Source organism: Cohnella algarum (assembly GCF_016937515.1).
Lineage (GTDB): Bacteria > Bacillota > Bacilli > Paenibacillales > Paenibacillaceae > Cohnella > Cohnella algarum.
Genome location: NZ_JAFHKM010000002.1, coordinates 1,764,713 through 1,790,930, shown reverse-complemented (window position 1 = coordinate 1,790,930; position 26,218 = coordinate 1,764,713). Strand labels below are relative to the sequence as shown.

25 protein-coding genes are annotated in these 26,218 nt (G+C 61.1%); 9 read left to right on the top strand and 16 right to left on the bottom strand.

What is annotated here, in order from left to right; translation table 11 throughout:
* Positions 1-21 precede the first annotated feature (21 nt).
* The 5 genes from ftsH to JW799_RS08060 form a co-directional block, all read right to left on the bottom strand.
* Positions 22-2,022, bottom strand: coding sequence for an ATP-dependent zinc metalloprotease FtsH (gene ftsH, locus JW799_RS08080; protein WP_080831618.1), 2,001 nt, complete (start codon positions 2,020-2,022; stop codon positions 22-24).
* 100 nt (positions 2,023-2,122) lie between these two features.
* Positions 2,123-2,662, bottom strand: a complete 540-nt coding sequence (gene hpt / locus JW799_RS08075) for a hypoxanthine phosphoribosyltransferase (RefSeq protein ID WP_080831619.1) — start codon at positions 2,660-2,662, stop codon at positions 2,123-2,125.
* Positions 2,663-2,725: 63 nt separating this feature from the next.
* A complete protein-coding gene (gene tilS, locus JW799_RS08070) occupies positions 2,726-4,144 on the bottom strand; it encodes a tRNA lysidine(34) synthetase TilS (RefSeq protein ID WP_205429362.1) in 1,419 nt (472 codons plus the stop codon).
* 34 nt (positions 4,145-4,178) lie between these two features.
* The gene (locus JW799_RS08065; protein ID WP_245809584.1) at positions 4,179-5,096 is read right to left on the bottom strand and encodes a serine/threonine protein kinase; all 918 of its coding nucleotides are present in this window, start codon (positions 5,094-5,096) and stop codon (positions 4,179-4,181) included.
* Positions 5,080-5,835, bottom strand: a complete 756-nt coding sequence (locus tag JW799_RS08060) for a vWA domain-containing protein (protein WP_080831622.1) — start codon at positions 5,833-5,835, stop codon at positions 5,080-5,082. The genes JW799_RS08065 and JW799_RS08060 overlap by 17 nt, the downstream gene beginning before the upstream one ends.
* Before the next feature lie 180 nt (positions 5,836-6,015).
* Here JW799_RS08060 and JW799_RS08055 point away from each other — a divergent pair, with 180 nt between their 5' ends.
* Positions 6,016-6,462 (top strand): carboxymuconolactone decarboxylase family protein, encoded by a 447-nt coding sequence (locus JW799_RS08055; protein WP_080831623.1) that lies wholly within the window; start codon positions 6,016-6,018, stop codon positions 6,460-6,462.
* A gap of 13 nt (positions 6,463-6,475) precedes the next feature.
* Entirely contained in the window at positions 6,476-7,465 is a 990-nt protein-coding gene (locus tag JW799_RS08050) for a sigma-70 family RNA polymerase sigma factor (protein WP_176220548.1), read from the top strand.
* A gap of 51 nt (positions 7,466-7,516) precedes the next feature.
* Here the strand turns inward: JW799_RS08050 and JW799_RS08045 are convergent, their stop codons facing one another.
* Positions 7,517-8,398 (bottom strand): SDR family oxidoreductase, encoded by an 882-nt coding sequence (locus JW799_RS08045; RefSeq protein WP_080831683.1) that lies wholly within the window; start codon positions 8,396-8,398, stop codon positions 7,517-7,519.
* Between the two features lie 162 nt (positions 8,399-8,560).
* Between JW799_RS08045 and JW799_RS08040 the strand changes: the two genes are divergently transcribed.
* Positions 8,561-9,745, top strand: a complete 1,185-nt coding sequence (locus JW799_RS08040; RefSeq protein ID WP_205429360.1) for a helix-turn-helix transcriptional regulator — start codon at positions 8,561-8,563, stop codon at positions 9,743-9,745.
* A 301-nt stretch (positions 9,746-10,046) separates the two neighbouring features.
* Here JW799_RS08040 and spoIIE read toward each other — a convergent pair whose 3' ends face one another.
* The 10 genes from spoIIE to spoVT all read right to left on the bottom strand — a co-directional run bounded on the left by spoIIE (position 10,047) and on the right by spoVT (position 20,363).
* The gene (spoIIE, locus tag JW799_RS08035; protein ID WP_205429358.1) at positions 10,047-12,590 is read right to left on the bottom strand and encodes a stage II sporulation protein E; all 2,544 of its coding nucleotides are present in this window, start codon (positions 12,588-12,590) and stop codon (positions 10,047-10,049) included.
* A 479-nt stretch (positions 12,591-13,069) separates the two neighbouring features.
* Positions 13,070-13,510 (bottom strand): S1 domain-containing RNA-binding protein, encoded by a 441-nt coding sequence (locus JW799_RS08030; protein WP_080831628.1) that lies wholly within the window; start codon positions 13,508-13,510, stop codon positions 13,070-13,072.
* Between the two features lie 122 nt (positions 13,511-13,632).
* Positions 13,633-13,941, bottom strand: a complete 309-nt coding sequence (locus tag JW799_RS08025; protein ID WP_080831629.1) for an FtsB family cell division protein — start codon at positions 13,939-13,941, stop codon at positions 13,633-13,635.
* Positions 13,942-14,097: 156 nt separating this feature from the next.
* Complete coding sequence (gene yabQ / locus JW799_RS08020; RefSeq protein WP_080831630.1) at positions 14,098-14,691, bottom strand: spore cortex biosynthesis protein YabQ; 594 nt, start codon at positions 14,689-14,691, stop codon at positions 14,098-14,100.
* Positions 14,688-14,969: a sporulation protein YabP gene (gene yabP, locus JW799_RS08015; RefSeq protein WP_080831631.1), complete on the bottom strand. Its 282-nt coding sequence runs from the start codon at positions 14,967-14,969 to the stop codon at positions 14,688-14,690. Before yabP ends, yabQ begins: the two co-directional genes overlap by 4 nt.
* A 675-nt stretch (positions 14,970-15,644) precedes the next feature.
* Positions 15,645-15,926, bottom strand: coding sequence for an RNA-binding S4 domain-containing protein (locus JW799_RS08010; RefSeq protein ID WP_080831633.1), 282 nt, complete (start codon positions 15,924-15,926; stop codon positions 15,645-15,647).
* Between the two features lie 3 nt (positions 15,927-15,929).
* Positions 15,930-16,202 carry an HU family DNA-binding protein gene (locus JW799_RS08005; RefSeq protein WP_080831634.1) on the bottom strand — a complete coding sequence of 91 codons (273 nt, stop codon included), beginning with the start codon at positions 16,200-16,202 and terminating at the stop codon, positions 15,930-15,932.
* A 171-nt stretch (positions 16,203-16,373) separates the two neighbouring features.
* On the bottom strand, positions 16,374-17,855 hold the full coding sequence (gene yabN / locus JW799_RS08000) for a bifunctional methyltransferase/pyrophosphohydrolase YabN (RefSeq protein ID WP_080831635.1): 1,482 nt from the start codon (positions 17,853-17,855) through the stop codon (positions 16,374-16,376).
* Between the two features lie 7 nt (positions 17,856-17,862).
* On the bottom strand, positions 17,863-19,587 hold the full coding sequence (locus tag JW799_RS07995; RefSeq protein WP_205429356.1) for an oligosaccharide flippase family protein: 1,725 nt from the start codon (positions 19,585-19,587) through the stop codon (positions 17,863-17,865).
* A 233-nt stretch (positions 19,588-19,820) separates the two neighbouring features.
* Positions 19,821-20,363: a stage V sporulation protein T gene (spoVT, locus tag JW799_RS07990; protein WP_205429354.1), complete on the bottom strand. Its 543-nt coding sequence runs from the start codon at positions 20,361-20,363 to the stop codon at positions 19,821-19,823.
* A gap of 369 nt (positions 20,364-20,732) precedes the next feature.
* Here spoVT and JW799_RS07985 point away from each other — a divergent pair, with 369 nt between their 5' ends.
* The 6 genes from JW799_RS07985 to JW799_RS07960 are packed head-to-tail and all read left to right on the top strand — an operon-like array spanning position 20,733 to position 26,010.
* Positions 20,733-21,797, top strand: coding sequence for an ABC transporter substrate-binding protein (locus JW799_RS07985; RefSeq protein WP_205429351.1), 1,065 nt, complete (start codon positions 20,733-20,735; stop codon positions 21,795-21,797).
* Entirely contained in the window at positions 21,773-22,858 is a 1,086-nt protein-coding gene (locus JW799_RS07980) for an ABC transporter ATP-binding protein (RefSeq protein ID WP_176220550.1), read from the top strand. The genes JW799_RS07985 and JW799_RS07980 overlap by 25 nt, the downstream gene beginning before the upstream one ends.
* 5 nt (positions 22,859-22,863) lie before the next feature.
* Positions 22,864-23,691 carry an ABC transporter permease gene (locus tag JW799_RS07975; RefSeq protein ID WP_080831639.1) on the top strand — a complete coding sequence of 276 codons (828 nt, stop codon included), beginning with the start codon at positions 22,864-22,866 and terminating at the stop codon, positions 23,689-23,691.
* The gene (locus JW799_RS07970; RefSeq protein ID WP_080831640.1) at positions 23,681-24,472 is read left to right on the top strand and encodes an ABC transporter permease; all 792 of its coding nucleotides are present in this window, start codon (positions 23,681-23,683) and stop codon (positions 24,470-24,472) included. Before JW799_RS07975 ends, JW799_RS07970 begins: the two co-directional genes overlap by 11 nt.
* 30 nt (positions 24,473-24,502) lie before the next feature.
* A complete protein-coding gene (locus tag JW799_RS07965) occupies positions 24,503-25,375 on the top strand; it encodes an agmatinase family protein (RefSeq protein ID WP_205429349.1) in 873 nt (290 codons plus the stop codon).
* A gap of 47 nt (positions 25,376-25,422) precedes the next feature.
* A complete protein-coding gene (locus JW799_RS07960; RefSeq protein ID WP_080831642.1) occupies positions 25,423-26,010 on the top strand; it encodes a helix-turn-helix domain-containing protein in 588 nt (195 codons plus the stop codon).
* Positions 26,011-26,218 lie beyond the last annotated feature (208 nt).

Below are 26,218 nucleotides of genomic sequence, written 5' to 3'. Positions count from 1 at the left end.
TAATCTGGATGCGATTTCCCGTTATTTCGGTTCTTCGGAACCGTCGTCGTCGCGGGGTTGATCCGGCGCGGGAGGCGTCGCTTCGCCCTCGCGCGTCTGGATGCGGACGCGGACGTTCGCTCCGAGCGCGTCGACGGTCGGCTCGCCCTTGGAATCGTCGGGAGTGCTCCCGCCGCTGTTCGCGCCGCTCAGATCGCCCTTCTCGATCAAGCTCTTGATTTGTTCGAGCTCAAGGGTCTCTTCCTCAAGCAGCGTCTTCGCGAGCAAATGGACTTCCTCGCTTTTCTCCGTGAGAAGCTTCTTCGCCCGGTCGTAACAGCTTTGAATGATCGTTTGCATTTCCTGATCGATCTCGTACGCGATCTTGTCCGAATAGTTCGGCTCGTGTCCGAGATCGCGGCCGAGGAACACTTGGCCCTGGCTTTGGCCGAATTGCATCGGCCCGAGCTTTTCGCTCATGCCGTATTCCATGATCATGCTGCGAACGATGCTGGTCGCCTGCTTGAAGTCGCTGTAGGCGCCGGTGCCGATCTCGCCGATGAAAATTTCTTCGGCGACGCGTCCGGCAAGCAATCCGGTCACTTTATCCAGCAATTCCTGCTTCGTGACGAGCATCCGGTCTTCCTTCGGCAGCATGATGACGTAGCCGCCCGCGCGTCCGCGAGGGATGATCGTCACCTTGTGAACCATATCGGCGTGCTCGAGGAAGTAACCGACGACCGTATGGCCGGATTCGTGGTAGGCCACGATCCGTTTCTCGCGCTCGCTGATGACGCGGCTCTTCTTCTCGGTGCCGACGATGACGCGGTCGATCGCTTCGTCCACGTCGATCATATTGATGTCTTTTTTGTTTTTGCGCGCGGCCAGAAGCGCCGCTTCGTTCAGCAGGTTCTCCAGGTCGGCGCCGGTGAAGCCGGTCGTCCGCTTGGCGATCGTGTCCAGCCGCACGTCCTTGTTCAAAGGCTTGTTGCGGGCATGAACCTTGAGTACGGCCTCGCGGCCTTTGACGTCGGGACGGTCGACCGTGATTTGGCGGTCGAAACGGCCGGGACGCAGCAAGGCCGGGTCCAAAATATCCGGACGGTTCGTCGCCGCGATAATGATGATGCCTTCGTTGGCGCCGAAACCGTCCATCTCGACGAGCAATTGGTTAAGCGTCTGTTCGCGCTCGTCGTGTCCGCCTCCGAGGCCCGCGCCCCGCTGACGGCCGACGGCGTCGATTTCGTCGATGAAGATAATGCAGGGCGCGTTCTTCTTGGCGTTTTCGAACAGGTCGCGAACCCGCGACGCGCCGACGCCGACGAACATTTCCACGAAGTCGGAACCGGAAATGCTGAAGAACGGTACGCCCGCTTCGCCCGCCACCGCGCGGGCGAGAAGCGTTTTACCGGTGCCCGGAGGCCCGTTGAGCAGAACGCCCTTCGGGATTCGCGCTCCGAGAGCCGCGAATTTGCGGGGGTCCTTGAGGAATTCGACGACTTCCACAAGCTCCTGCTTTTCTTCGTCGGCGCCCGCCACGTCCTCGAAGGTGACGCGTTTTTTCTCTTCATTATATAGACGCGCCTTGCTTTTGCCGAAATTCATGACCTTGCCGCCGCCGCCCTGCGCCTGATTGATCAGGAAGAAGAACAGGATGAACATGATCACGAACGGAATGATGGATGTCAGGAACGTAAGCCAGAAGCTTTGACCCCGCATTTCCTTGAATTCGACGATCGCGCCTTTCTCCACGGCCAGGGACGCAAAATTTTGCGCGGCATCCTCGGTATACATCACCCGCCCGGCGAAGGCGTCGCTTCTCCGGTCGGCCGGTTTTTCTTTGTAATGGCCCGTTACCAAATAAGTGCCGTTATCCACTTGCAGCTGCAGGTCCTTGACGTTCCCCTGCTGCACAACGGCCAAAATTTCGTTATACGTAAGTCCTTCCGTCGTCTCGTTCCGGCTGATGAAAAACTGAACGATCCCGACGGTCACCAAAAAAATAAGCAGATAAAAGCCTGTGTTCCGGATGATCCGATTCATCCCTGACCTCCTCTCGACACGCTTACATCATTTTACCATAGCCTGTCTGAGCATCACAACAAATTCGGGCCTGCTCGTCAAGGCGGTCATCAGCGCATCATTAGCTCGAATAAACTTCAGGTTTCAGTATGCCGACGAAAGGCAAATTGCGGTATTTCTCCGCGTAATCCAAACCGTACCCGACCACGAAAGCGTCCGGGATGACGAAGCCCGTATAGTCGGCGTTCAGGTCGACCGTCCTGCGCCCCGGCTTGTCGAAGAGGGCGACGACCCGAACCGACAGGGCGTTGCGGCGCTCGAGAACGTCGATAATGTAGCTGAGCGTCAGGCCGCTGTCGATAATATCCTCGACAATGATGACGTCCCGGCCTTCGACGGAGGTGTCCAGATCCTTGACGATGCGCACCTCTCCGGAAGACCGGGTGGAATTGCCGTAGCTGGAGACGGCCATAAAATCCAGAGCGATCGGGACCGTGATGTTCTTGGCCAGGTCCGCCATAAAAATAAAGGCGCCCTTCAGCACGCAGATTACGAGCGGGTTGCGCCCTTCGTAATCGCGGCTGACGGCGGCGCCCAACTCCTTGACTTTCGCTTGGATCTCTTCCGTGGAATACAGAATTTCTTGAATGTCGTTCTGCAAAGATGGGTCCTCCCGATCCGATTTAATACACGGTATGATAGCATTACTCCGTTCATGTCGCTGTTATTCGCGATTGTCGCGAAGAGATTCGGCCGTGACCCGAACCGTGGCCGCGGTCGCGTCGTTCGGAACGGCATGCCGCGAGCGGCGCAAGCCCGGAATCCACAAAATGCGGCCGTCCGCGTCCGCAAGGAGCGGCACCGAATCCCTTCGCAAACGCGGAACCTTAGCGTCGACGAACATATCTTGCACTTTTTTGGAGCCTTTTAATCCATGGGGCTCCAGCCGATCGCCGGGAAGGCGGCTGCGAATCGTCAGCGGAAATCGCAGATCGGCCGCGTCAAAAAAAGCCTCCCTTCGAAACTCCGCAGGAGAGGTGCTGCTTCCGGTAAACCAGCGAAAACGGAACAGGGTCTCGGCTTCCGGCACGGCCGCATCCGTTCCGGGTCCGGAAACGGAATAGGAAAAGCCGGACGTTAACGCCGGCGCACATCCGATAAAAGCCGATTCGTACTCGCACAAGACCGTCCATCCCCGTCCGAGGTCGATGCGGCAGCCGGTCGTCCGTTCCGAGGAAATCGCGGCGGCGGCCTCTTCCACCCTTTCGAAATCGGCGGGTTCGTTCTCGTTTTCAAGACAGCTTAATATTAATTTAATCAATCTGCGTTGTAAAGCGACGTGCAAACCGCGAAAGCCGCGGCGATCGATCGTCCAGCCGTCTCCCCGGCGTTCCGCCGTTCGTTCGAGCGCCTTGCGCGCCTCGGCTTCCATAAAGTCGTTCTCCGCCGAAGCGAGCTCCGACAACCGGATGAGAGCCGGCCGCAGCCGGGGATTGTACTTCTCCAGCATCGGCAAAATATCCAATCGAACCGCGTTGCGAAAATAATGCGTTTTGGCGTTGCTGCTGTCGACGACGTGGGGAATCCCGTTCCTCGCGCCGTATTCGAGAAGCTCATGTTTGGTTATACGCAGCAACGGCCGAATCAGTTCCAATTCTTTTTCGCGGCGGCGCTCCGGAATTCCTGCCATCCCTCCGATGCCGGTGCCCCGCAATATGCGCATCAGCACCGTCTCCGCCTGATCGTCCGCATGGTGGCCGAGCGCGATCGTCCCCGCGCCGCGGCGCCGGGCGACCTCCCGAAGAAATTCGTATCTTTTTTCGCGGGCGGCCGATTGCGGATTTTTCCCGGTTGCGGCGATGTAAGCCGGAACGTCGATCGCCGCCGTCTCGCAAACGATGCCCCAGCCTTCCGCGACCTGACGCACCGTCGCCTCTTCGCCGTCCGCTTCCGCTCCGCGAAACCGATGATTGACATGGGCGGCGACGACGAGAAAGCCGTCCCGCTCCGACAGCTCCTTCAGCATATGAAGCAGCGCCATGGAATCCGGCCCGCCGGAGACGGCGGCTACGATCGTCTCGCCGGGCTTCCGCCAGCTTTGTCCGGCGGTTTCCTTTTCGACCCGAAGCAAAAGATCGTCCAATGGTGTCCCCCGTCCGCAGCTAATGCTCTTTTTCCTATTGAAGCAGCCAATACGCCGTAACGGATACGCACAAAACGAGCGAAACGGCGAACAGGCCGGCCATCCAGCCCGGCACGCCGCCCGTCTTGTCCGTCTGACGGGCTTGCGGCGCAAGGGCGGCACGCCATGCCTCGCAAGCTTCGGCGGTATCCCTGAATTCCCCCGCCAGCGCCCGTTGCAGCCACGGTTCCATCGGCCTCAGCAGCCGGTTCGTCCGCACGAGCGTCATCAGCTCGCGCGGGTGCCGGTTTTGCGGCAGGAGCGTCCGGCTGAGATGGATGAGCCGTTTGCCGTCGAGCGCGTGAATCCACAGCACGGCGACCGCGAACCAGTCGTAAGCCGGCTCGGCGGTCCGGCTGCCGGCCGACCAGAAGCCGCGGTCGTACATTTCGGTAAACTGCCGGACGCTGCGTCCCATCGCGGTCGTCCCGCCGTAATCGACCAGGCCGACCTGGCCGTATTTTCCTACCAGGATGTTATCGCTCTTCAGATCCCCGAATACCCAGCCGGCCGCATGCAGCTCCGCCAGGCGCTTGAGAAGCCGATACCCGATGACGCCGGCCCACTCCGCGCCATGCCGCCGGATATACGTTTTCACCGGTTGGCCGGGCACATACTGCATCGCGTAAAAAGGCAGCACCCGCTCCCCGACCGCGACATCGTCCACGTCCAGCAAGAACGGCGAGCGTCCCCGCTCCCGCTGGTCGAGCGAGGCGAGCACGTTCGCTTCGGCCTGCAAGTCCGCGGTGTCCTGGCCGATCTTGATCGCGCAAACGGCCCGTCCGTGCGACGCGAGGTACACCTGGCCGTTCGAGCCGATGCCGAGCAGACGCTGCAGGGTGTAGCTTTTGCCATTCCATTTCCCGCGCAATACCGTTCCCGGCTGCAAGCGGGATTCAGACGACGTAGTCACTCCGCACCTCTAGCGTTTCGTCCCGCTTTGCAAGCGAGGATGTTTGTACAGGTTCTACCATGATATTACCACAAGTCTCCCGGAAAAACTCCAACACCCGCTGCAGGGCCGGCCCCGTCGGCGTCGTTCCCCGCATCTTCAGCTTCCCGGACAGCATGCGGATCCGGTCGACGGCCCCGGTCCAGCCGGAATCCATCACGCAAGCCTCGTCGCCGAATTCCCCGGGAAAATGAAACACCGCCGCCAGGCTGTTCCCTTCCCGCGCCTGCAGGCTCAGCGACAAATCGCGAATCGCCTCTTCCACCGCGGACAGCTTCGGCCGCATGCTCGCGCTGGCGTCGATCAGCAGCGCCACCCGCAGCTCGGCCGTCTCCCCGATCTCCTCCATGACGCGCACGACTTCGGCCCGCTTCGCCGGCGGCAGCTCGGCAACCGATCCGACGCCGAACAATTGCCGCAGCTCGTGATTGACGGCCTGCTGCACCGTGGCCGCGACCGTTTTTCGCGTCATCATCTGCACCGTCCCCGACAATTGCGGCGTCGCGACGATGCGGCTCATGCCGCCGCCCGCCCGCGCGATCTCCGCGATTTCCGCCGCGCCGTGCTCGCCGATCGCCCCGTCGTCCACGACCCCGGCCACGTTGACGACGATGCCTTCCGCATACGCTTGCGCCGCGGCGACGACCGGACTTTCGCCGACATTGGATCCGCCGTCGGTAATAAGCAAAATTTGCTTCATGACGTTCACTCCTCTTTTTTGTGCCCTATAGCAATCTATTGTGGGCAAAAATCGCTAGATTTAACCCCGGCGGCGCCGAAGAGCGGCTTGATGTCACAAAAAAGGGAGGCGTTTTGTCTATTCGTAGACGGGAGATTTTTGCCCGCGGCAACCGAAGAGGAGAAAAAGGAGGATTTACCCGTGAAAATGAGAATGAATTATCGGGAGGCCAATCCCGAAGCTTACAAGGCGCTTGCCTCGCTGGAGCGTTTCGTTGCCGGCCGCGGCCTCGACCGCCGCCTTTGCGAGCTGATCAAGGTTCGGGCCTCGCAGCTGAACGGCTGCGCCTTTTGCGTCGACCTGCACTCCCGGGACCTGCTGAAGCTCGGCGAATCCGCGGAACGCCTCGCGCTTCTTCCGGTATGGCGGGAAGCGCCCTGCTTCAGCGAATCGGAACGGGCCGCGCTCGAGCTGACCGAGTGCGTCACCCGGCTGTCCGAGACCGGAGTGCCGCTGGAGGCGTATGAAAACGCGCGAAAATTTTTCGACGAGGCCGGGTTTGTCGACCTGATCATGGCGATCAACGCCATCAATTGCTGGAACCGGATCGCGGTGTCCACGGGGATGTTTCCCGGCTGTTATTCATAAAGGGGGATGGCGCGTGAACGGCGTGCCGGACGAACGAAATTCGGGATCGAGCATCGAGGAGTGGTATTCGGCCTTCAGCCGTTATTTGCTGGGGATTGCTTACCGGATCATGGGAACCTGGACGGACGCGGAGGATATCGTTCAGGAAACGTTTTCGTCCCTTCAGGCGAATCCGGATTTCGAGCCGGGGGCCGTCCGCAATCCGAAGGCCTATCTGAGCAAGCTGACCGTGAACCGCTGCTTGAACGCGCTCAAGTCCGCCCGCCGAAGACGCGAAACGTATGTCGGCCCATGGCTTCCGGAGCCGCTGGAAGGAGGGCGGGACGCTGCCCCTTCCGCCGTCGCCGAACAAGCGGAAATGATGTCTTACGCTTATTTGGTGCTGCTGGAGCGGCTCGGCCCGGCCGAAAGAGCCGCCGTCGTATTGCGGGAAGCCCTTCGTTTCGAGTATGCGGAAATGGCGGAAATCCTCGGCAAGACGGAGGCGAGCTGCCGTCAGCTCGTCAGCCGGGCGCTCCGCAAGCTCGGTCCGGCCGATCGGGAACGCCCGCTTCCGGCGGCGGGCGATCGGCTTGCGCGGCGGTTTGCCGCCGCGTTCGCCAAAGGCGACGTGCAAGAGCTGCTGGCCCTGCTCGCCAAGGACGCGGTCATGCTGACCGACGGCGGAGGCCGGACGAAAGCGGCGATCAATCCGATTGCGGGCGCTTCCCGCGTGGTCGCGCTGCTGAAGGCGATGGCCTCCCGCTCGCTTCGGCATGCGGAGCTGTCCGTCGCGAACGTCAACGGCGAACCGGGCATCGCCGCTTGGGAAGAGGGGAAGCTGAAGGCCGTCTTCGCGTTCGGCCTTGCCGGCGGCGGCGCGCAGCCGCTGCGCGCCGTTTATGCGGTCCTGAATCCGGATAAGCTGCAAGCCTTCGGAAGGATTGCCGGAGAAGAGCGCCGAGCAATCGCGGGACTTCCGCAACCCGGCTTCGAATCGCGGCCGTCCGCCCAAAAGGAATAACCTCCGTCTGCCGAAATCAGCGAGCAGCGGCGGGTCTGATGGCTGCCGGGATCACTCGGAGTAAAAGCCCTGCTCCTTCGCGTAATTTCCCCAATGGGGCCGCCGGCCGTCGACGTCCGCATGCCCGTATTCGTCCGCCAATCCCCACGACGTGTAGATGCCGCCGCTCTTGTCGAGCAGTCTGGGGTCGGCGGCGAGCGCCGCGATTCCCCGGGCCGCATAGAACGGCGTCTCCGACATGGCGTAATGCGGTTCGATCTTGATCGCGTCGCGCCAATTGTCCTCCGTGACGCCGAAATGGTCGAGCATCGCCTCCGAGCGCAAAAAACCGGGCGTAACGGCGACCGCGGCGACGCCGTGCGGCTTCAAATCGGCGGCCATCGCTTCGGCGAGGTGAATGGACGAAATTTTCGCCAAGCTGTAATACAGATGACCCCGATAGCGGTAATTCCAGCCGTCGGTAATTTCGACGATCAGCCCGCTCCCCCGTTCGACCATCATCGGCGCGGCGTAACGGCTCGTGATCATATGGGACCAGACCGAGCGCTGCTGGACGAGCAATCCGCTTGCCAGATCCTGCTGCCAAAATTTTTTCTCCCAATCGATCAGCGAATCTCCGCCCCAGACGTCGTTGACGGCGATGTCCAGACGGCCCGCCCGCTCGTCCGCGATCCGCTCGAACAGCGCCTTTACCTGCTGCTCGTCCGTATGATCGACGCGAACGGGAATGCCGGTTCCGCCCGAACGGGTCACCCGCTCCGCCGTTTCCTCGATCGTTTCGCTCCGCCCGATGTCCGACGGATTGCCCCGGACGCTTCTGCCCGTGCAATACACGACGGCCCCCGCTTCGCCGAGCGCGATCGCGATCGCCCTGCCGAGCCCTCTCGTCGCTCCCGCGACGACCGCCACTTTTCCTGCCAACGTTTTTTCCATGTTCATGAGCACCGCCTTTGGATTCGGAATACCGTTATGCTACTCTTGCATATAAGACAACTAGTGTCATAATTGAAACGGTATACTGACGGTATTCGGAAAATCATTTCGCGGGGCCGAACGAACGAGGCGCAAGCGCGAACGGGAATGGGGGGATGGCCCATGCGAGGCGACCGGCTGCTGCGAATTCTCCATTTGCTGCAGGCTCAAGGAAAAGCGACGACCGGCGAGCTCGCCCGCCGGCTGGAGGTGTCGCCGCGAACCGTGCATCGCGATATGGAATCGCTGTCCGCGAGCGGCTTTCCGATTTACGCGGAAAGAGGCGCGAGCGGCGGCTGGGTGCTGCAGGAAGGCTACCGGACCCGGCTGACGGGACTGACGACGGGGGAAATTACCGCGCTGCTGGCGCTGCAATCGTCGAGCGCGGTGCGCGACCTGAAGCTCCCGGACGACACGTCGAGCGCGCTGCGCAAGCTGTTCTCCGCGCTGCCGCCCGCGAGGCGGGACGAAGCCGAATTCGTCCGCCGCCATCTGCATATCGACGGGGCCGGGTGGCATGAAGCCGGCGAGCCGGCGCCTTTTTTGGAGACGGTGCAGAAGGCCGTGTGGGAGCAGCGGAAAATGCTCATCCGCTACGTTGGCGCGGATGAGCGGATTCACGCTCCGTTCGCCGTCTGTCCGTGGGGGTTGGTGGCCAAACGGCAAACCTGGTACTTCGCCGGTCAGGTGGAGGAGGAACGCGGGGAAGATCGCAAAGCGGGGAAAGTCCCGGACCGGAACGCCGTATCGGACGGGAACGCCGATCGAAAGGGCGGCCCGGATCCGGAAGCGAGCCCGAAAGCGAAATCCGGTCCGAAACGCGAGCCGAAGCCGGAGCCCGACGTTAAACCGGACGCCATGGCCTGCGCTTCGCCCGAAGACCGGGTGCGCACGTTCCGCGTTTCCCGGCTCGTTTCGGCCGAGCTGTTGGAAGATCGTTTTCAAGTGCCCGAAACGTTCGACCTCGCTTCCTGGTGGCAGCGGTCGACCGCCCGGTTCAAAGCCTCGCTCCCCAGCTATCCGGCGCAAGTGCGGGTGAGGACCGACGCTTGGCGGCAATTCGCCTCGGAACGATATGTTCGCATATTGTCCTCCCGGCAAGCGTCGGAGGCTTGGGTCGAGGCCGATGTCGACTTGCAAACCGAGTCGTACGCGGCGCGGCTGCTGCTCGGGTTGGGCGCCTCCGCCCTCGCGCTCCGGCCGGAATCGCTCCGGCAGTCCATGGCGAATGAGGCCGCGGCCCTGCTGAAGCTGTACGCGGAGGGCGGGGAGGCGTTCCCCGAGGCGGACAGCCGGTCAACCGATTGACTTCGTCCCACCTCCAAAACAAAACGGAATATTTATATGAAACCCTCATGGGTCATTAGCGTTCAACGCAGCGTTACCGATCCGGACGAACGGCCCGCGGCCGGCGGCAAGCTTCAAGCGCGATTCCCCGCCGCGCCCGCGGCGGCGGACCCGTCGCGGCGATTCCGTCGCGCCGTCGGACCCTCGTTTGTTTTTCCTTCGCGGCATTCGAACCGTATGTCATATTCACGGTGCATCTCCTCCTTGAATAAGATCAGAGCCTGTGTTTGCCCGAAGAAATTCGAGCATCCGATAAAGTCCGTCAGCTGACCGTTCGCGAACGCTCCAGCCGGTCCAGTCCCGGCCAGCGGAACGCCGCCCATTCCGGCTCGCGCCGGGCGATCTTCGTGACGACGACGGTCATGTCGTCCCTGACGCTTCCGCCGGGATATTGGCGCATCGCCGTCTGAAGCAGCGCGTCCGCGATTTCCTGCGGGTCGTCGCTCGCGATTTCCTGAAGCACCCGCTTCATCCACATTTCCTTGTTGATCGCGTGTCCCGGGGCGTCGATGATGCCGTCCGTCATCATGATGAGCGTATCGCCGGGCTCCAGATCGATCTGCAGGAAGTCGACCTCGATGTCCTGCAGGATTCCGATCGGCAGGTTGTTCGCCGCGATCGGAATGATTTCGCGCCCGCGCTTGATGAAGCTCGGCGTCGAACCGATCTTCAGCAGCGTCGCCTGCGCCGTGTACAGGTCGATCAGCGCGAGATCGACCGTCGCGAACATTTCCTCGGGCGAGCGCAGCAGCAAAATCGAGTTGACCGACTTGATCGCCACCCGCTCGTTGATGCCCGATTGCAGCAGCTGCTCCAGCATCGACAGCGCCGCGCTGCTTTCGAGCCTCGCCCGCGCCCCGTTGCCCATGCCGTCGCTGATGGATACCGCGAACTTGCCGCTCCCCAGCTCCGTCATGCTGAAGCTGTCGCCGGACAGCAGGTCGCCGTCCTTGGCCGCCGCGGCCACCCCGGTCGTCACTTCGAACGCCTTCGCAGAACCGAACGTGACGGTCGTCCACTTCCCCGGTCCTTCCGCCACGCGCTCGCTTCGCACCGAAATGCTTTCGCCGAGGATGTCGCTAAGCAGCGGCGCGATCATTTTCCGGCACTCGTCGTACCCCGGCCGGAACGCATGGATCATTTCAATCTCGACCTGTCCCTCCTCCAGATTAATGATATCGATGCGTTGAATCGCCAGCCCCAAGCCATCGAGCGCTTCCCGAATCTGCTCCTCCTGCCGGCTCAGCTCCTTCGCTTCCCTGCGGATTTCCTTCACCAGGTCGTCCATGACCTGGGAGACGCCCGACAGCTGCTCGGCGACCAGCAGCCGGCTGTCCTGCACCTGGCGCCGCCAGTGTTGGTCGTGGCGGTACAAGTCGTATTGCCGCTTGAGCACCTCCAGCACCTGCGGGGTTTTGACGCAATGCCGCGTCCACGGCTTGGGCAGATGGGAAGCGGCGAGCTCCGGATCCGTTTCCACCGCGCTCATCATGTCCGTCAGCAATTTGTAGGTTTGAAAAAACTGTCCGTCCCAGCACTGCCACCTCCGATGGCAGCTCTGGCAATTCGTCTCGTGCACCGTATTGATAAAATGTTCGAAATCCCGTTCGCTGCGGGCCGTCTCTCCGGCATACGTGATCTGGCGGAAGCTGCCGGCCAGCTGGCGGAACACCTCCGAGAACCGCTCGACCCGCTCCGCGGTCAAGTCCCGGACTTTTTTTGCGTAGTCCTGTTGATTTTGGGCATAATCCGCCGTCCCCGGCACATATCCTGCAATAGAGTCGATCCACTTCCGGGGCGTTGCGAACAACAGGACGGAAGCGGCTACGGACGCCCAGACCGAGGCCATCGTCGTCTGGGCCTGCCCTTCGTAGAGCGACAACATCGAAGTGCCCAGCAGCAGGCCGAACGCGACCGCGGGCTTTCCGCCCTGTCGGATCAACCCGGCCATCAGCCCTCCGAAGGCCAAAATGCCGATCTGCGAAACGGCGCTCAAATCCGAAAGACTCAAAATAATGCCGGCGATCACCCCCGCGGAAGTGCCGACCAAAGGACCGGCGGCAAGCGCGACCAGCACGACCGCGTAGCGGGACAGCAGCATCTCCAGCGAAACGCCGTAGACGGCCCAGCCGACGACGCCCGTCAGCACCGAGGCGGCCAGGATCATCAGTCCCACCCACTCCTCGTGGCGCAGGCGGGATTTTCTCGCGGGCCGGGACAAGACGGGCAGGGCGTGCAGGAACAGCAGCGTCAGCACGAACGCAAGTCCCGCCTCCACCGCCGTGAGCGCGTACGGCAGCCAGCCGGCCGACGTCTCCGTCATGACCGTCGCAAAGAGGCGGACCAGTAGCGTCGAAGTAAACACGACGACCGGAGCGTGGGACAGATCCGCTCGCTCGTACGCCTCCAGCGCTCGGACAAGCAGATAGACGATGCCGATCTCCGCGGCGATGACCGCCGGCTCCCCCGAAAGCGACCAGAAGCTCCCCGCGAACGCCCCCGCCGCGGCCCACACGGCCAAGTCTCTGCGCGTGTACAGCACGACGGCGAAGAAGGCGGCCGCAAAAGGCGCGAGCCCTTCCAGCATAACCGCTCGCCCGAGCAAAAAACCGACGGCAACGACGAGCAATGCCCATCGATAACGCTGAAACAAACCGACCAAGGCGCGATCTCCGGGCCGGGACGGCGCCGGTTTTTTTCGCGGATTCCGCAAATTGAATTTCCATCGTCTCTCCTTTTTGTTCTCATCGGAATTTGGATTTTGCTGCTGGCGCGGCACGAAGGGAATGACGGACTGCTTGATCATCAATGAGCACCTCGTTTTCCAAAGAGTGTGCCTCTAATTATAGGAGCGGCGTTTCATGAAGTTTGTCAGAAGCCGTTGGCGAAGCAAAAGTTTTTTCCGACAGCGGGCGCGAGGCGGCGGCGACGCCGTTCGGCAACCGGCAAATCCGCGCCGGAGTTGGGGAAACGGCTTCCGCGAGCGGACGCCTGCGATGCCTTCCGTCGAATGCCGGAGAGGAAAACGCCTCCATCCGACGGCAATTGGCGACCGCAAAACGCCCTCTTTTTTCGCTGCCGTGCCGGATGCCCTCGAAATAGAGAAAACCCGGATCGCTCCCGATCCGGGTTTTCGTTAAAAACTTTTAACCGTTATAAATGAAAGAATCGCCATCCGCCGTTCGGCTTGCGCGGAACGCTCCCGAAAACGCGAAAAACCGCCAGCCGAGCCGACGGTTATCTGGTTGCTGCTATAAAACTTCTATAAAAATGAGGGGTCGGGTATTACGATCGACGTCCGCCCCGTCCGCCGCGTTTGGATTCCGTGCTCTTCTTCAGGGTGGACATGCGCTCTTCGCTGTCCTTGAGGAACCGGTTCATCTTATCCTCAAACGAGGCGCGGCCCGGACCGCCCGGTTTGAAGGGTCGACCTCCGCGATCTCCGCGAGGTCCGCGTTGTTCGCGATACTGCTGCTGTTGCTCCGGCGGCTTGTCAACAGCTTGTCGGATGGACAGGCCGATCTTGCCGTCCTTGTCCACATTGATGACTTTGACGGTAACGACGTCGCTGATCTTCAAATGCTCGTTGACGTCCTTAACATAGCTGTCCGCGATTTCGGAAATGTGAACGAGGCCCGTAACTCCGCCCGACAAATCCACAAACGCTCCGAAATGCGTAATGCCGGTTACTTTACCCTCCAATTTCGTGCCCACTTCGATGGCCATAAAAACCGATGTTCCTCCCTGAACATAAGTGTGCCGTTCAATATATCAATCCGGCTTACGCCGATTATAACCGATTGTGAAAAGCAAGGTCAACAGACGGATATCTCGAAAATACCGCCATTTTAGGGTTGAACTTGAATGGCGCGTTCTCCGGGAAGCATCATCCCTTGATCTTTGCGGGCGATTTGGCCGATATATTCGGGATCGTTGAGCCTTTCGACCTCAAGCTTCAGCGCGGCCGTCTTCGCCTCGGCTTCCGCCAGCTTGCTCTTGGCCTCCTGCAGCTTCGCGGAACGTTCGGATTGCTGGTGGTATTGATGCAGCATCGTATACGTCGCCCAGCTCATGAACAGGACGATGACAAGCAGCAGCAGCTTAAGCCGTCTGCGTGCTCCTACCGATGCCGGCGTTGACGTCGTGCGCGTAGCCATCCGAAGCTCCCCTTTCCGATCCCTTGCCCCGAGTACCCCGAACCGAAACGACTTTCCATAATCGAAAAAACAGATCGGGCGCTACTATTATAGCATACGCGAAAAGCTAGATAGAATACGCCTTATGACGCATAAAAAACCTCCGGCCGTGTCGAATTATGACTTTCGGCGGAGGCGTTCCCATAACCTTGCGCAGCGTTCTTTCGCCCGAACGACCGGAGCGAACCACTTTCCGGCTTTCCGCCGAACCGGCAGCAGGCGTTTCCACAGCCACCCGCCGATGCCGCCAAGCGGTTTGAGCAGCAGCTTTGCCGTCCACAGCAAAATCGCGACGACGACCACGAAAACGATGTCGATCAGCCGGGCCAGCACGCGCACGATCCAGACGACCGGGACGATCAGCAAAATCCGCGCCGTCTTCCACAGCCCTTTTGCCGCCGCCTCGATCACCCGGTACAGCCAGGCGACCAGCTTGCGCGCGAACGAGCCGAACAGGCCAAAATAGCCGGTGACCCCGATGCCGATGCCGAGAAAAACGTAGAGGCGCACCTCTCCGAAATTGTTGGCCAGCAAAAGCTGGAATGCGACGACGGTGGCGGCCGCCCAGTACAGCAAATCCAGTCCCGGCAGCATCCAGCGGCGAACGTTGAACCGGCCGCACGCGACCCGATACGCGTCGAACGCGAACCCCATGCCGAGCCCGAGCGCGATCATCGCGCCGATCGTCGACCAATGAACGGCCGCATTCACTTGAACAACTTCCCGAGCAAGCCTTTGGATTTGCCGACGGAAGCCCCGTCCATGTAAAAGAAGGAGTCGATATGTCCCTCGATCGTGACGAGCCCCTGCTCCAGGCTCAAGTTTTTCATATGAAGGTTCTGGCCTTTGATCGTCACGCGACCGCACTCGGTTTCCAGCAAAAACTCGTCCGTATCGAAGCTTTCCACGTTGAGCACGCCGGAAATGTCCATCAACTTGCGGTTGAGCAGCCGAACCTCCTGCCGCTTCGCGCCCTTCCCATAGTCCATGGCACGTCCCTCCTTTTATGAGACTAGCTTATGGGGGAGAAGTTCGGATTAGAACGGGGGTCGGGAGAAAACCGGTGCCGCGTCCTGGATGGGCCGCAGACGGGTTGAAGGACGAAGCGGCGGCGGGTACGTTGGGCTGGCAGCGGACTGGCTGGTCTTCTTGGCGTGTGGCGACGCGTTCGATGGGTTGGCAGGGGGACTGAGTAGTATTCTTGGCTTGCTGCGGCGGGGATGTTGGGTAAGCATGCGCGGCGGAGCTTCAGTGGATTTTGTCCAATCAAAACCGGCTTTCTCGCAAAAACCTCGGGCTTGATTGGATTTTGTCCATTCTAGCAAGTCCGTTTCGTCCATTCCGGCCGAAATGGCCGTTTTTCGTTGGATAAAATCCACTCTAAATCGGATTTTTCTCCTTTCCCGCTACGTCGATTGGATAAAATCCAACATAGGCGGCCGAGCGAGTCATTCTGCAGGCGGCCGATATGAGGCATTCTGCGGCCCGATAGCTCTTGCGCAGGCTTTCCGACGCCATAAGGTTGCCCGACGCAGGCTTTCCCGACGCCATCGGCCGGTTTTTCGCCTCCTCGAACGGCGGCCCGGCAAGCATCCGGAGGCGCTTAACACGGTGCAAAAAAAACGGCCGCCACCGCGCTCGGTGGGGGCCAGCTTTCGTCTTCATCAGGAGAGGAACGGAGGGTTTTCGCTCTTTCTGTATTCTTCCTTCACAACGGAGTACAGGCTCTCCGCGTCCTCCTTGCGCGTCGAATCCGCCAGCTTCTCCACGCGGACCGTCAAAATGCGTTGTCCGTACTGGATTTCCAGCTCGTCTCCAACCTTCAGCGAGGCGCTCGGCTTCGCTTCCCTGCCATTGAGAAGGACGCGCCCCTGGTCGGACACGTCCTTCGCCACGGTCCGGCGCTTGATCAGGCGCGACACCTTCAAAAACTTGTCAAGCCGCATGAATTACTTGACGGCTTCTTTCAGCTTGTTGCCCGCTTTGAACGCCGGAACTTTGGAAGCGGCGATTTCGATCGTTTTGCCCGTTTGCGGGTTGCGGCCGACGCGGCCGGAGCGGCTGCGCGTTTCGAACGTGCCGAAGCCGATCAGCTGCACTTTTTCGCCTTTGGCCAGGGCGTCGGAAACTTCGCCAAGGAAACCGTTCAATACGGACTCAACGTCCTTCTTCGTCAGACCGCTTTTCTCCGCAATGCTGTTTACCAGATCCGTCTTGTTCATAATAAAAATTCCTCCTAGATTTGAAATCGGAAATTTGAGTTTAGTAAAGCTGGCAAAAAGACACGAAGAATACTATTCTTTCTGCCATGAAAAAATCCTGCTTCGCCGGCAAAAAAATTAAGGAAAATTGTTGAATCGGGCCTAGTCGTGCCGAATTCGGCCGTCTTGAGCCTACTTCCGGTTCTTCGCCTCCCGCCATAAATCTTCCATTTCTGTTAAGTCAGTTTCGTCAAAGCTTCGCCCTTTTATACCTAATTGCTCTTCTATATATCGGAATCGAGAGACGAATTTTCGATTGGTCGCCGCCAGCGCTTCCTCCGGATCCGCCCCGATGAACCTCGACGCGTTCACGACGGCGAACAGCAGATCGCCGAGCTCCTCCTTGCGCCGCTCCTCGGTCTCGTCCTTAACGGCCGCTTTCAGCTCGGCCAGCTCCTCCTCGATCTTCGCGAACACGCCGGCCAAATCCGGCCAATCGAAGCCGACGGCGGCCGCTTTTTTCTGCAGCTTGTGCGCGCGGGGCAGCGCCGGCAAATCCTTCGGGATGCCGTCCATCCTGGACTTCCGCTCGGGAGCGCCCTTGCGGCGCTTCTCCTCGGCCTTCATCGCCTCCCAGTTGCGCAGCGCCTCTTCCGCGTCCCGCGCGTCGCCGCCGCCGAACACGTGGGGATGACGGAAAATGAGCTTGTCGTTCAGCTCGGCCAGCACGTCGAACACGGTGAACGCGCCGTTTTCTTCCTCCATTTGGCTGTGAAGCAAAATTTGCAGCAGGACGTCCCCGAATTCCTCCTTCATGTTGTCGGGATCGTCGTTGTCGATCGCTTCGATCGCTTCGTACGTTTCCTCGATGAAGTTTTTGCGGATCGACCGGTGCGTTTGCTCGCGGTCCCAGGGACAGCCTTCGGGACTGCGCAAAATGCCGACGATTTCGTGCAGCCGCTCGAACGAATGACGGCGCAATCGCTCGTCCTCGCTCGCCGGTATGTACACGAGCGTAAGGTTGCCGTACTCGTCCAGCCGGTCCAGCTCGTACAGCGGAATGCGGCGCACGCGCTCCTGCCCGTCCACGCCCAGCGCCTGGCCGACGACGACCGGATAGTCGTCCGGATAGACGTCCATGAGCGCAAGCTTCGCGTCCGAAGCCGTATAGGCGTCGTACACTTGTCCGATGACGGTATGCAGCCGGGGGCGCAAAAGCTCGCGGGAAAGCTCGGACGCGTCCAGCAATTGGAAGCCTTCGATCGGGTCGAAACCGAGCCGGACGAACGCTTCGTCGAGGAAGCTTTCCCCTCCGGCCAGCGTCAGCCCGACGCCCCGTTCCGGCGCGCGCTCGCGCAGCAGCCGCACGGTGCGCTCGGCGACCATCGGGTGGCCGGGAACGGCGTATACGACCGGTTCGTCCGGGGATTCGGCGGCAAGGTCCAGCAGCCGCTCCGCGATCGTTTCGTAAACCTGTTCGAAATCGTCGTGCGCCTCGTAGACGGAATCGAACGACTCGAACGCGATGCCGCGCCGGGCAAGGTCGGCGATGGCCGGGTGGTCCGCCGTCCGCGCGAACCGGCGCCCGGACGCTTCCAGCTGTTTCAGCACGCCTAGCGTCAACCGGTCTTCGCCGCCGGAGCCGAGGCCGACGACAACAATGGAGGAAGACATTTTGGAATCATCCTTTCGGGGGAATCGAATTTTGCGGATCGGCCGCAACCGTTGTTCCGCGGCGCAAGACGGCGGCAAGCCGGTTCAGGGCCGCTTCCCGGCGGGTGCCGGCGACGCCGGGCAGCGCGCGCCAGTCGGCGGGCCCGAGCGCGCCGGTCGCGATGAGCGCGACGGCGAACACGATGGCGCCCGCGAGCGCGCAGGGCAGCGCCGTGAGCGCCGCCGCGGCCCGCGGCGCGAGGCCGCCCGCGAGCGCGTTCAGCGCGGCGGCGAGCAGCGCGACGGCGGCGGCCATCGCCGCGAGCGAGAGGGCCCCGCGGCCGGCGGCGCGGGCGCTCGGGCGCGGCATCGCCGCCTGGCGGCGCAGGCGGCGATGCGTCAGGGCGGCGGCGGTCCCGTACGCCGCCACCGCGGCCAGCGCCGCGCCCGCGATGCCGAAGGCGGGCGCGAGCGCCGCGTTGGCCGCCGCCTTGACGAGCGCGGCGGCGGCAAGATGCAGGGCCGGCGAACGCAAGTCGCCGAGGCCCTGCAGCAGGGCGGCGCCCACGGCCTGCAGGGCGCCGGCGCCCGCCGCGAAGGCGAGCAGCGCCATGGCGGCGGTTCCGCGCCCGTCGGCGAACAGGGCGACGTTGACCGGGCGGGCGAGCAGCGCCAGGCCGACGGCCGCGGCGGCCGCGAACCACGCCGCCAGCCGCATGGCGAAGGCGGCGCGGGCGCCCGCGTCCGCGAGATCGCCCCGCGCCCGGGCGGCCGTCAGCGCCGGCACGAGCGCCGCGGCCGCGCTGCCGGCCGCCATGACGATCAGCTGCAGCAGGGCGATGCCGCGGTTGTAGGCGCCGAACGAGGCGAGCGCTTCGGCGGAAGATTGCCCGGCGCTTTGCAGCAGGCGCGGCAGCGTGAACGCGTCGATCAGCCCGAACAGCGGGGCTGCGAGCGACGCGACCGCTACCGGCAGCGCCACGGCGGCGATGCGCCCAAGCAGCGCGCGGCGCGGCTCCCGAGGCGCTACGCGCGCGCTGCCGCCGCTGCTCGCCGCCTGCGATGCGGCGGCAGCCGCTTCGCGCCGCCGGATCGCGCGGCGCCAAACCCGCGGGCCCGCGAGCGCCGCGAGGCCCGCCGCGGCCCCCGCCGCCATGCCGCCATGGACGGCGGCGGCGGTCGCTTCCGGCGACCAGGCGTGCCGGAGCGCCCACAGCAGCGCGGCGAGCATGAACGCCACCCGCGCGCACTGCTCGACAAGCTGCGAGGCCGCCGGCCGCAGCATGTCCATGCGCCCCTGCGCGCCGCCGCGAAGCGCGGCGACGAGCGGCGCGAACAGCAGCGCAAGCGAGCTGGTGCGAATGGCATCCGCCGCTTGCGAAACGCCCATCCAGCGGGCGAACGCGTCCGCCCCGAGCTGGAGAAGGCCGAACGCGGCAACGCCGCTTGCGATCAGCAGCCCGGCGGACCAACGCAGCACCCGGTTCGCGCCTTCCTCGTCGCCCTCGGCGACGCGCTCGGCGACGAGCGCCGATACCGCCACGGGCACGCCCGCCGCCGCCAGCGTCATCCACATGACGGCAAACGCGTAAACGGCGCTGTACAGGCCGAACGCCTCGTCCCCCGCAAGGTTTTGCAGCGGGATTTTTTGCAGCGTGCCGATCACCTTGGACAGCAAGGCGGCGCCCCCGAGCAGCGCCGCTCCCTTGAGCAGCGACGAGGAGCCCTTGCCGGACGACCGTCTTTCCGTCATGATGCAGTTCCTTTCTAGGCCGCTCCCGCGGCATCCGTTTCGGCCATCGAGACCATTTTACCCGTCATTCTAACAGCCATTATACCGCGAACCGCCGGCGGCGTCCTCCTTGCGCGCTCGAATGTCCGAAAGCCGCGGCCGAACCATCCGAAAAAAGCTCCGCCGGCCAGTGGTCCGCCACTGCCGCGAAGCTTTCCGATGCCGATTCCGGACGCGACCCCGAAATTGCCGGGTTACTGCTCCATTTGCTTGCCTAAAAATCCGGCCGCCGTCTCCACCATCTTGCTTTCCATGTCTCCCATCGAGACGCCTTCTTCCTTGCTCAGAAGAACGACCGTGCCGATCGGGTCCCCGCTGGCGACGATCGGCGCGGCGGCATAGGAGGATATCGACTCCGCATGATCGCGTAAAATTTCATACGAGCCGGAGCTCGATTCAAGCAATATTTTTCGGTTTTCCATGCAATTTTCGAGCAGGTTTCCGATCGGTTTTTCCAAATATTCCTTTTTAGAAGCGCCCGCGACGGCAATGATCGTGTCGCGGTCCGAAATCATGGCGATATGGCCGGTGCTCTCGGACAAAGACTCGGCATATTCCTTGGCGAAATCGCCCAATTCGCCGATCGGCGAGTATTTCTTCAGAATGACCTCCCCGTCGCGGTCCACGAAAATTTCCAGCGGATCTCCTTCGCGAATGCGGAGTGTGCGGCGGATTTCTTTCGGTATAACGACTCGACCGAGGTCATCAATGCGGCGTACTATCCCGGTTGCTTTCATGGCTCGTGTTGCCCCGCTTTCTTGGTTGTTTTGGACCTTGGCCCGGAGCGGCCGCGCTTCGGCGGCCGGCTGTTTTAACGTACGCAAGAACACTCCATTGTTGGGTGAACTTGAACTTGGGCATAGTATTCAACCCCTCCCATTTTCTTATGCGTATACCCACGGCTGGGGGATTTCGCCAAATAATGGTCGGTTGACGCCGGAATCGCAACGGAAGTGTCATTTTTTGTGACGGGCTTGTTCATTGACAGCCATGATGATATTAACTAAGATGAATAAATATAAAAATAGTTAATATTTTATAAGGAGAATTCGAGTGACAACCAGAGAAGTTCGTCATGTTTTTTCCTATTTTATGGAGGGTATGGAATGAAGGCCAAATGGATTTCGCTTGTCGCTTTAATGATCGCAGCAGTGAGCGTGTTGTCAGCATGCGGAGGCAACTCCTCTTCCAATAACGGACAGGCATCCGGCGGGGCGGCGCAAAGCCAAGAACTCGTCGTGACGTCGTTCGGGGGCACTTACGACGAAGCGTTCGCGAAATATGTCATCGAGCCGTTCGAAGCGGCGAATCCCGGAGTCAAAGTCACGCTGGCCCCGTATACGGGCGTCACGAAGCTCGCGCAAGGAGGCGGCGAGAAAATCGACATCGTGCAGCTGGACGATTTCGACCTCATCGAAGCCGGCAATCAAGGGCTGCTGTCCGAGCTTGCGCAGGATCAATTTTCGAACTGGTCCAACCTTTATCCGCAAGCGATCCTGAACGGCAACGAAAGCAAAACGTACGGCCTCGTCAACGTGTTCGGCGCCTGGGGCATTGCGTACAATCCGGACAAGGCGGAAGCGCCGACGTCGTGGAACGATTTGTGGAACCCCGAAGTCAAAGGCAAAGTAGCGCTGATGAGCCAGTGGATTCCGGATATTTTGCTGACGGCGAAGGCGGTCGGAGCGGACTACGAAAACATGGATCCGGTGTGGACGGCGTTCAAGGAGCTTACCCCTTCGGTCGCGCAGTACTATTCTTCGTTCTCGGCTCCGGAATCGTTGTTCGGAACGGGAGCGGTCACGATGGCCGCCTGGTTCGACGGCCGGGCCACCGCAATGAAGGAAGCCGGCAAATCGGTCGAATTCGTCATTCCGGAAGAAGGCGGCGTGTTGATCCGCAGCGGGCTGGGCATCTTGAAAGACAGCGCCAATCAAGAGCTTGCGGCCAAGCTTATCGACTTCACGCTGACGGCGGAAGCGCAGCAGGGCTTCGCGCAAGACCTGTTCTACGGGCCGACGAACAAGACGGTTGAACTGGATGCGGAGCTGCAGCAAAAGGTCGTTTACGGCGAAGAGGGATTGGCGAACCTGCTGGCTCCGGAATGGAACGAACTTCTTCCGAAAAGAGAGGAATGGCTGACCAAATGGACAGAAGCGACCACGCGCTAAACGGCGCCATATCGCTGAAAAATATTACGAAGCGGTATAAAGACGTTACCGTCGTAGAGAACATCAACCTGGAATTGGCCAAAGGCCAATTCCTTTCCCTTTTGGGGCCGAGCGGATCCGGCAAAACGACGCTGCTGCGGATGATCGCGGGGCTCGCGCAGCCGGACGGCGGCCAGATCGTTTTGAACGGACGCGACATTATTTCCACCCCGGCGAACAAGCGCAATTTCGGCATGGTGTTTCAGCAGTATGCCCTGTTTCCGCATATGACGGTGTGGGACAATGTCGCGTACGGACTCAAGGCGCGAAAGGAAAGCAAGTCCGTCATCAAGGAACGGGTGGAAAAATATTTGGCGATGGTGGGCCTTTCGCACCTGGCCGGCCGCAAGCCGAAGCAGCTGTCGGGCGGCCAGCAGCAGCGGGTCAGCCTGGCCCGCGCGCTGGCGGTCGAGCCCGTCCTGATGCTGTTCGACGAGCCGCTCTCCAATCTCGACGCGCGGCTGAAGGAACAGATGCTGAAGGAGATCCGCAGCCTGCATCGATCGCTCGGGTTTACGGCGATTTTCGTCACGCACGACCAGAACGAAGCTCTCTACTTATCCGATAAAATCGCCGTGCTGAACAAAGGCAAAATCGAGCAGTTCGCGGCGCCGGAGGAAATTATCACCTCGCCGGTCACGCCGTTCGTCGCGGATTTCTTCGGCTATACGAACCGGCTCGAGGGCGCCGAGCTCGTCGGCCGGGGCCTCGCCCGGATCGGGTCGCTGGACGTGCCCGTCGGGCATGCGGTGGACGGCGCGGACGGCGCGAAGGGCGTCGTGCTGCTGAGGCCGAACGCGCTGCAAATCGCGGACGGAGAGCGGCCCGGGACGGTTGCCGCGACCGTAGCGGACAGCCGCTACCTGGGCGGGGCGACCGAGTACCGGCTCCGGCTTGAAGCCGCGGGCGGCGCGGAAATGACCGTCATCACGCAAAGGCTCGTACACCCGCTTCCGGCAGCCGGTTCGAGCGTTCGCTGCGAATTTTTGCCCGAATCCGTCGCCTTCTTTAAGGAAGGGTAAGCCCCATGCCCAGAATCCAACGATATTATACGATCATGGGCTGGATCGCTGTCGCGTATATGGCCGTGTTGTTCCTGTACCCGCTGCTCAGGGTTCTGGTCGAAAGCCTGACCGACGACGGCGCTTTTTCCTTCCAGAACTACGCCGATTTCTTTGCCGGAAAGGTGTACCTGGAAGTGCTCGGAAGAACGCTCTGGATTTCGGTCGTCAGCACCGTCATCGCGCTCGTTCTCGGTTACTCCCTGGCCTACTTCATCGCGACGAGATCGGCCAGGTCCCAAGGCCTCTGGCTGATGTTCGTGCTCGCCCCGATGTTCATGAGCCTGACCGTCCGCCTGTTCGGATGGATGATCCTGCTCGGCGGCGAAGGGCCGATCAACTCGTTCCTGACGGGTCTGAACCCGGACTGGGAGCTGTCGCTTTTGTTCAATACGACCGCCGTCATTCTCGGGATCGTGCACTACATTCTCCCGTTCGCGGCGCTAAACATTTACACGTCGCTCAAAAAAATGGACGCGGCGGTGCTGGAGGCCTCGACGATGCTCGGAGCCTCCTCCGCGAGAACGTTCTGGCGCGTCACGTTTCCGCTGTCGCTTCCGGGCGTGTTCGCCGGCGCGTCGGTCGCCTTCGCCCTTTCCGCCAATACGTTCCTGGTGCCGATTATGCTCGGAGGCCCGTCCAACCAGATGCTGTCGAACATGGCCTACGATTCGATCGTGAAAATCGGCAATTTCGGCCTGGGGTCGGCGATTTCGATTTTGCTGCTTATCGTCGTCGTGCTGGCGCTGTCGATGATCGGCAGGCTGGAGAAAGGAGGCCGCCATGCGGAATAGCCTGAAAATCGCCGGATATGTCTGGATCGCGCTGCTCCTCGCGTTCATCGCGGCGCCGATGGTCATCATCCTCCCCGTTTCGTTCGGGGCGTCGGACATGTTTCAGTTCCCGCCGACGGAATGGTCGATGGAACGGTATTCGGCGCTGTTCGAAGACGGGCGGATCTGGTCCTCCCTGACGCTCAGCCTGATCGTCGGCGTTTGCTCGACGGCGCTTTCCGTCGCGGTCGGGGTGCTGTCCGCCGTCGGCATCGTCAGGGGCAGGCTGCCGTTCAAGTCGGCGCTGGAATCGTTATTTCTCGGACCGCTCATCGTGCCGCTGGTCACGACGGGGATCGGTTTTCTGATCATCTTCGTGCAGGCGGGCCTCGCCGGCTCTCCGGTTGCGCTCGTGCTCGCCCATTCGGTCATCATAGCGCCGTACGTCATTCGCATCGCCATCGCGAGCATTCGGCATCTGGACCCGGTGCTGGAGGAAGCCGCCATCGTGCACGGCGCGAAAGAAGGCTACGCCTTCGCGACGGTCGTCCTGCCGCAGCTGACCCCGGCGCTGATTTCCGGAGCGCTGCTGTCGTTTCTCGTCTCGCTCGACGAATATACGGTCACGAACTTTCTCGTGCAGGCGGATACGATCACGCTGCCGATCCGCATTTTCCAGCTCGTGTCCCTCGACATCAATCCCGTCGTGACGGCGCTGGCGGGGCTGACGATTATCGTCTCGACGCTGCTGATCGTGATTTTGGAGAAAAAGTTTAGGATACACCGTTATTTGGAAGGTTGAACGTTGGAGTCTGAAAGGAGCATAACGAACATGAACGGTCAAAATTTCGGCATCATCGGGTTTCCTTGGGACGGCGGCGCATCGCTCGGCCGTCCCGGCGCGCGTTATGCGCCCCAGGCGATTCGCGAAAACGCGAAGTGGCTGCAAAACCGGATTCAGGACGGCAAAATCTACAACGTGGAAAAACGGCAGCTGATCGATTTCAACGGCGCGGAAATGATCGATTTGGGCGACATCGACATCGTCGCCTACAGCACGGAGAAAACGTTCGAAAACGCCGAACGCAAAATCGGCGAGGCGTTCGACCAAGGCATTTTCCCGTTTATTCTCGGCGGCGACCACTCCATCTCGTATCCGGGCTTCAAGGCGCTGGCGGAGCGGACGAAAGGCAAGGTCGGCATCATCCAGTTCGACACCCACCTCGACCTCGTCGACGATTCCCCTGTGCAAGGGAAGTTTTCGCAAAGCAGCCAAATGCGCCGGGCGCTGGAATTGCCGAACGTGAACCCCGAGCATATTGTGCAAATCGGCGTGCGAAGCTACAATTATCCTTGGTACGGCCAATATTTGCAGGAGACCGGGATCGTCCAGATCACGGCGGCGGAAGTGCACCGCATGACCGCGCAGGACGTGATCGACAAGACGCTGGAGGCGCTGCGCGACGTCGAAGCGATCTATTTGACGTTCGATATCGACGTGCTGGACTCGGCCTTCGCTCCGGGTTCGGGCGCCAACGAGCCGGGCGGGCTGACGCCGCCGCAATGTTTCGGCATTCTGGACGGACTGTACCGCCACATTCACGCGATGGATATAGCGGAAGTGAATCCTTTATTCGATCACCAGGGGATTACGAGCGGCATGGCCGCGCGCATTCTGTTCGACTGCGCGACGGCGAGAGTATAAGGGTAAGGGGCAACTCTTCTGGTTATCGTTAAAAGGAGAGAGCCGAAATGGACAAAATCGGGGAAATGGAATTTCCGAAAGGCGTGATCGGCAGACGAATCCGCAAAATCCGCAAGGAGCAAGGGCTGACCGTCGACGAACTGAGCAAAAAAGCGGGGCTCAGCCAGAGCATGGTTTCGCAAATCGAAACCGGCCAGACGAATCCTTCGCTGGATACCTTGTGGAAAATCAGTCATGGTTTGAACGTTCCGGTATTTTCTTTTTTTCAGGATATAGCCTCTTCCGACGTGCATTTAACGAAAAGGCAAGACCAGAAAACGGTGAACATGCTTCATCCGAATGTACTTTACCGGGCTTTGAGCCCGTCGCTCGACAACGGCTTCGAAATGTTCGAAATGCGGATCCGGCCGGGAGAAGCGAAGCCCTCTCCCCAACTGGCCCGCCAAGGCCGGGAAATCGGATACCTGCTCGAGGGCGAGCTTCACGTGCTGATCGAGGACCGAACCTTTCGGCTGGAGGCCGGAGACAGCATCGTTTTTGAAAGTTCGCAAAAACACGAGTTTTACAATCCCGGCGACGGCGACGCTGTCGGCATCTGGGTGATGCTGCCGCGCGGGCGCGCGTCGGTCGGGTGACGCACAGCCGTCGAGATGAGTCATTTTTACTCAACTGCAAGCGGTTCTAGGCGTACGGCCGGGCGAGATGAGTCATTTTTACTCAACTGCGCGCCGTTCTAGGCGCACGGCCGGGCGAGATGAGTCATTTTTACTCAACTGCAAGCGGTTCTAGGCGTACGGCCGGGCGAGATGAGTCATTTTTACTCAACTGCGCGCCGTTCTAGGC

Bases quoted from the DNA above. Each gene is read 5' to 3' on its own strand.
- ftsH (WP_080831618.1), bottom strand. From the start codon at position 2,022: ATGAATCGGATCATCCGGAACACAGGCTTTTATCTGCTTATTTTTTTG.
- JW799_RS08045 (WP_080831683.1), bottom strand. From the start codon at position 8,398: ATGGAAAAAACGTTGGCAGGAAAAGTGGCGGTCGTCGCGGGAGCGACG.
- spoIIE (WP_205429358.1), bottom strand. From the start codon at position 12,590: ATGATCAAGCAGTCCGTCATTCCCTTCGTGCCGCGCCAGCAGCAAAAT.
- JW799_RS08025 (WP_080831629.1), bottom strand. From the start codon at position 13,941: ATGGCTACGCGCACGACGTCAACGCCGGCATCGGTAGGAGCACGCAGA.
- JW799_RS08060 (WP_080831622.1), bottom strand. From the start codon at position 5,835: ATGAAGCAAATTTTGCTTATTACCGACGGCGGATCCAATGTCGGCGAA.
- JW799_RS07980 (WP_176220550.1), top strand. From the start codon at position 21,773: ATGGACAGAAGCGACCACGCGCTAAACGGCGCCATATCGCTGAAAAAT.
- JW799_RS07975 (WP_080831639.1), top strand. From the start codon at position 22,864: ATGCCCAGAATCCAACGATATTATACGATCATGGGCTGGATCGCTGTC.
- JW799_RS07995 (WP_205429356.1), bottom strand. From the start codon at position 19,587: ATGACGGAAAGACGGTCGTCCGGCAAGGGCTCCTCGTCGCTGCTCAAG.
- yabN (WP_080831635.1), bottom strand. From the start codon at position 17,855: ATGTCTTCCTCCATTGTTGTCGTCGGCCTCGGCTCCGGCGGCGAAGAC.
- JW799_RS07985 (WP_205429351.1), top strand. From the start codon at position 20,733: ATGAAGGCCAAATGGATTTCGCTTGTCGCTTTAATGATCGCAGCAGTG.
- JW799_RS08040 (WP_205429360.1), top strand. From the start codon at position 8,561: ATGCGAGGCGACCGGCTGCTGCGAATTCTCCATTTGCTGCAGGCTCAA.
- JW799_RS07965 (WP_205429349.1), top strand. From the start codon at position 24,503: ATGAACGGTCAAAATTTCGGCATCATCGGGTTTCCTTGGGACGGCGGC.
- JW799_RS08010 (WP_080831633.1), bottom strand. From the start codon at position 15,926: ATGCGGCTTGACAAGTTTTTGAAGGTGTCGCGCCTGATCAAGCGCCGG.
- yabP (WP_080831631.1), bottom strand. From the start codon at position 14,969: ATGGACTATGGGAAGGGCGCGAAGCGGCAGGAGGTTCGGCTGCTCAAC.
- JW799_RS07970 (WP_080831640.1), top strand. From the start codon at position 23,681: ATGCGGAATAGCCTGAAAATCGCCGGATATGTCTGGATCGCGCTGCTC.
- JW799_RS08030 (WP_080831628.1), bottom strand. From the start codon at position 13,510: ATGGCCATCGAAGTGGGCACGAAATTGGAGGGTAAAGTAACCGGCATT.
- JW799_RS08005 (WP_080831634.1), bottom strand. From the start codon at position 16,202: ATGAACAAGACGGATCTGGTAAACAGCATTGCGGAGAAAAGCGGTCTG.
- JW799_RS07960 (WP_080831642.1), top strand. From the start codon at position 25,423: ATGGACAAAATCGGGGAAATGGAATTTCCGAAAGGCGTGATCGGCAGA.
- spoVT (WP_205429354.1), bottom strand. From the start codon at position 20,363: ATGAAAGCAACCGGGATAGTACGCCGCATTGATGACCTCGGTCGAGTC.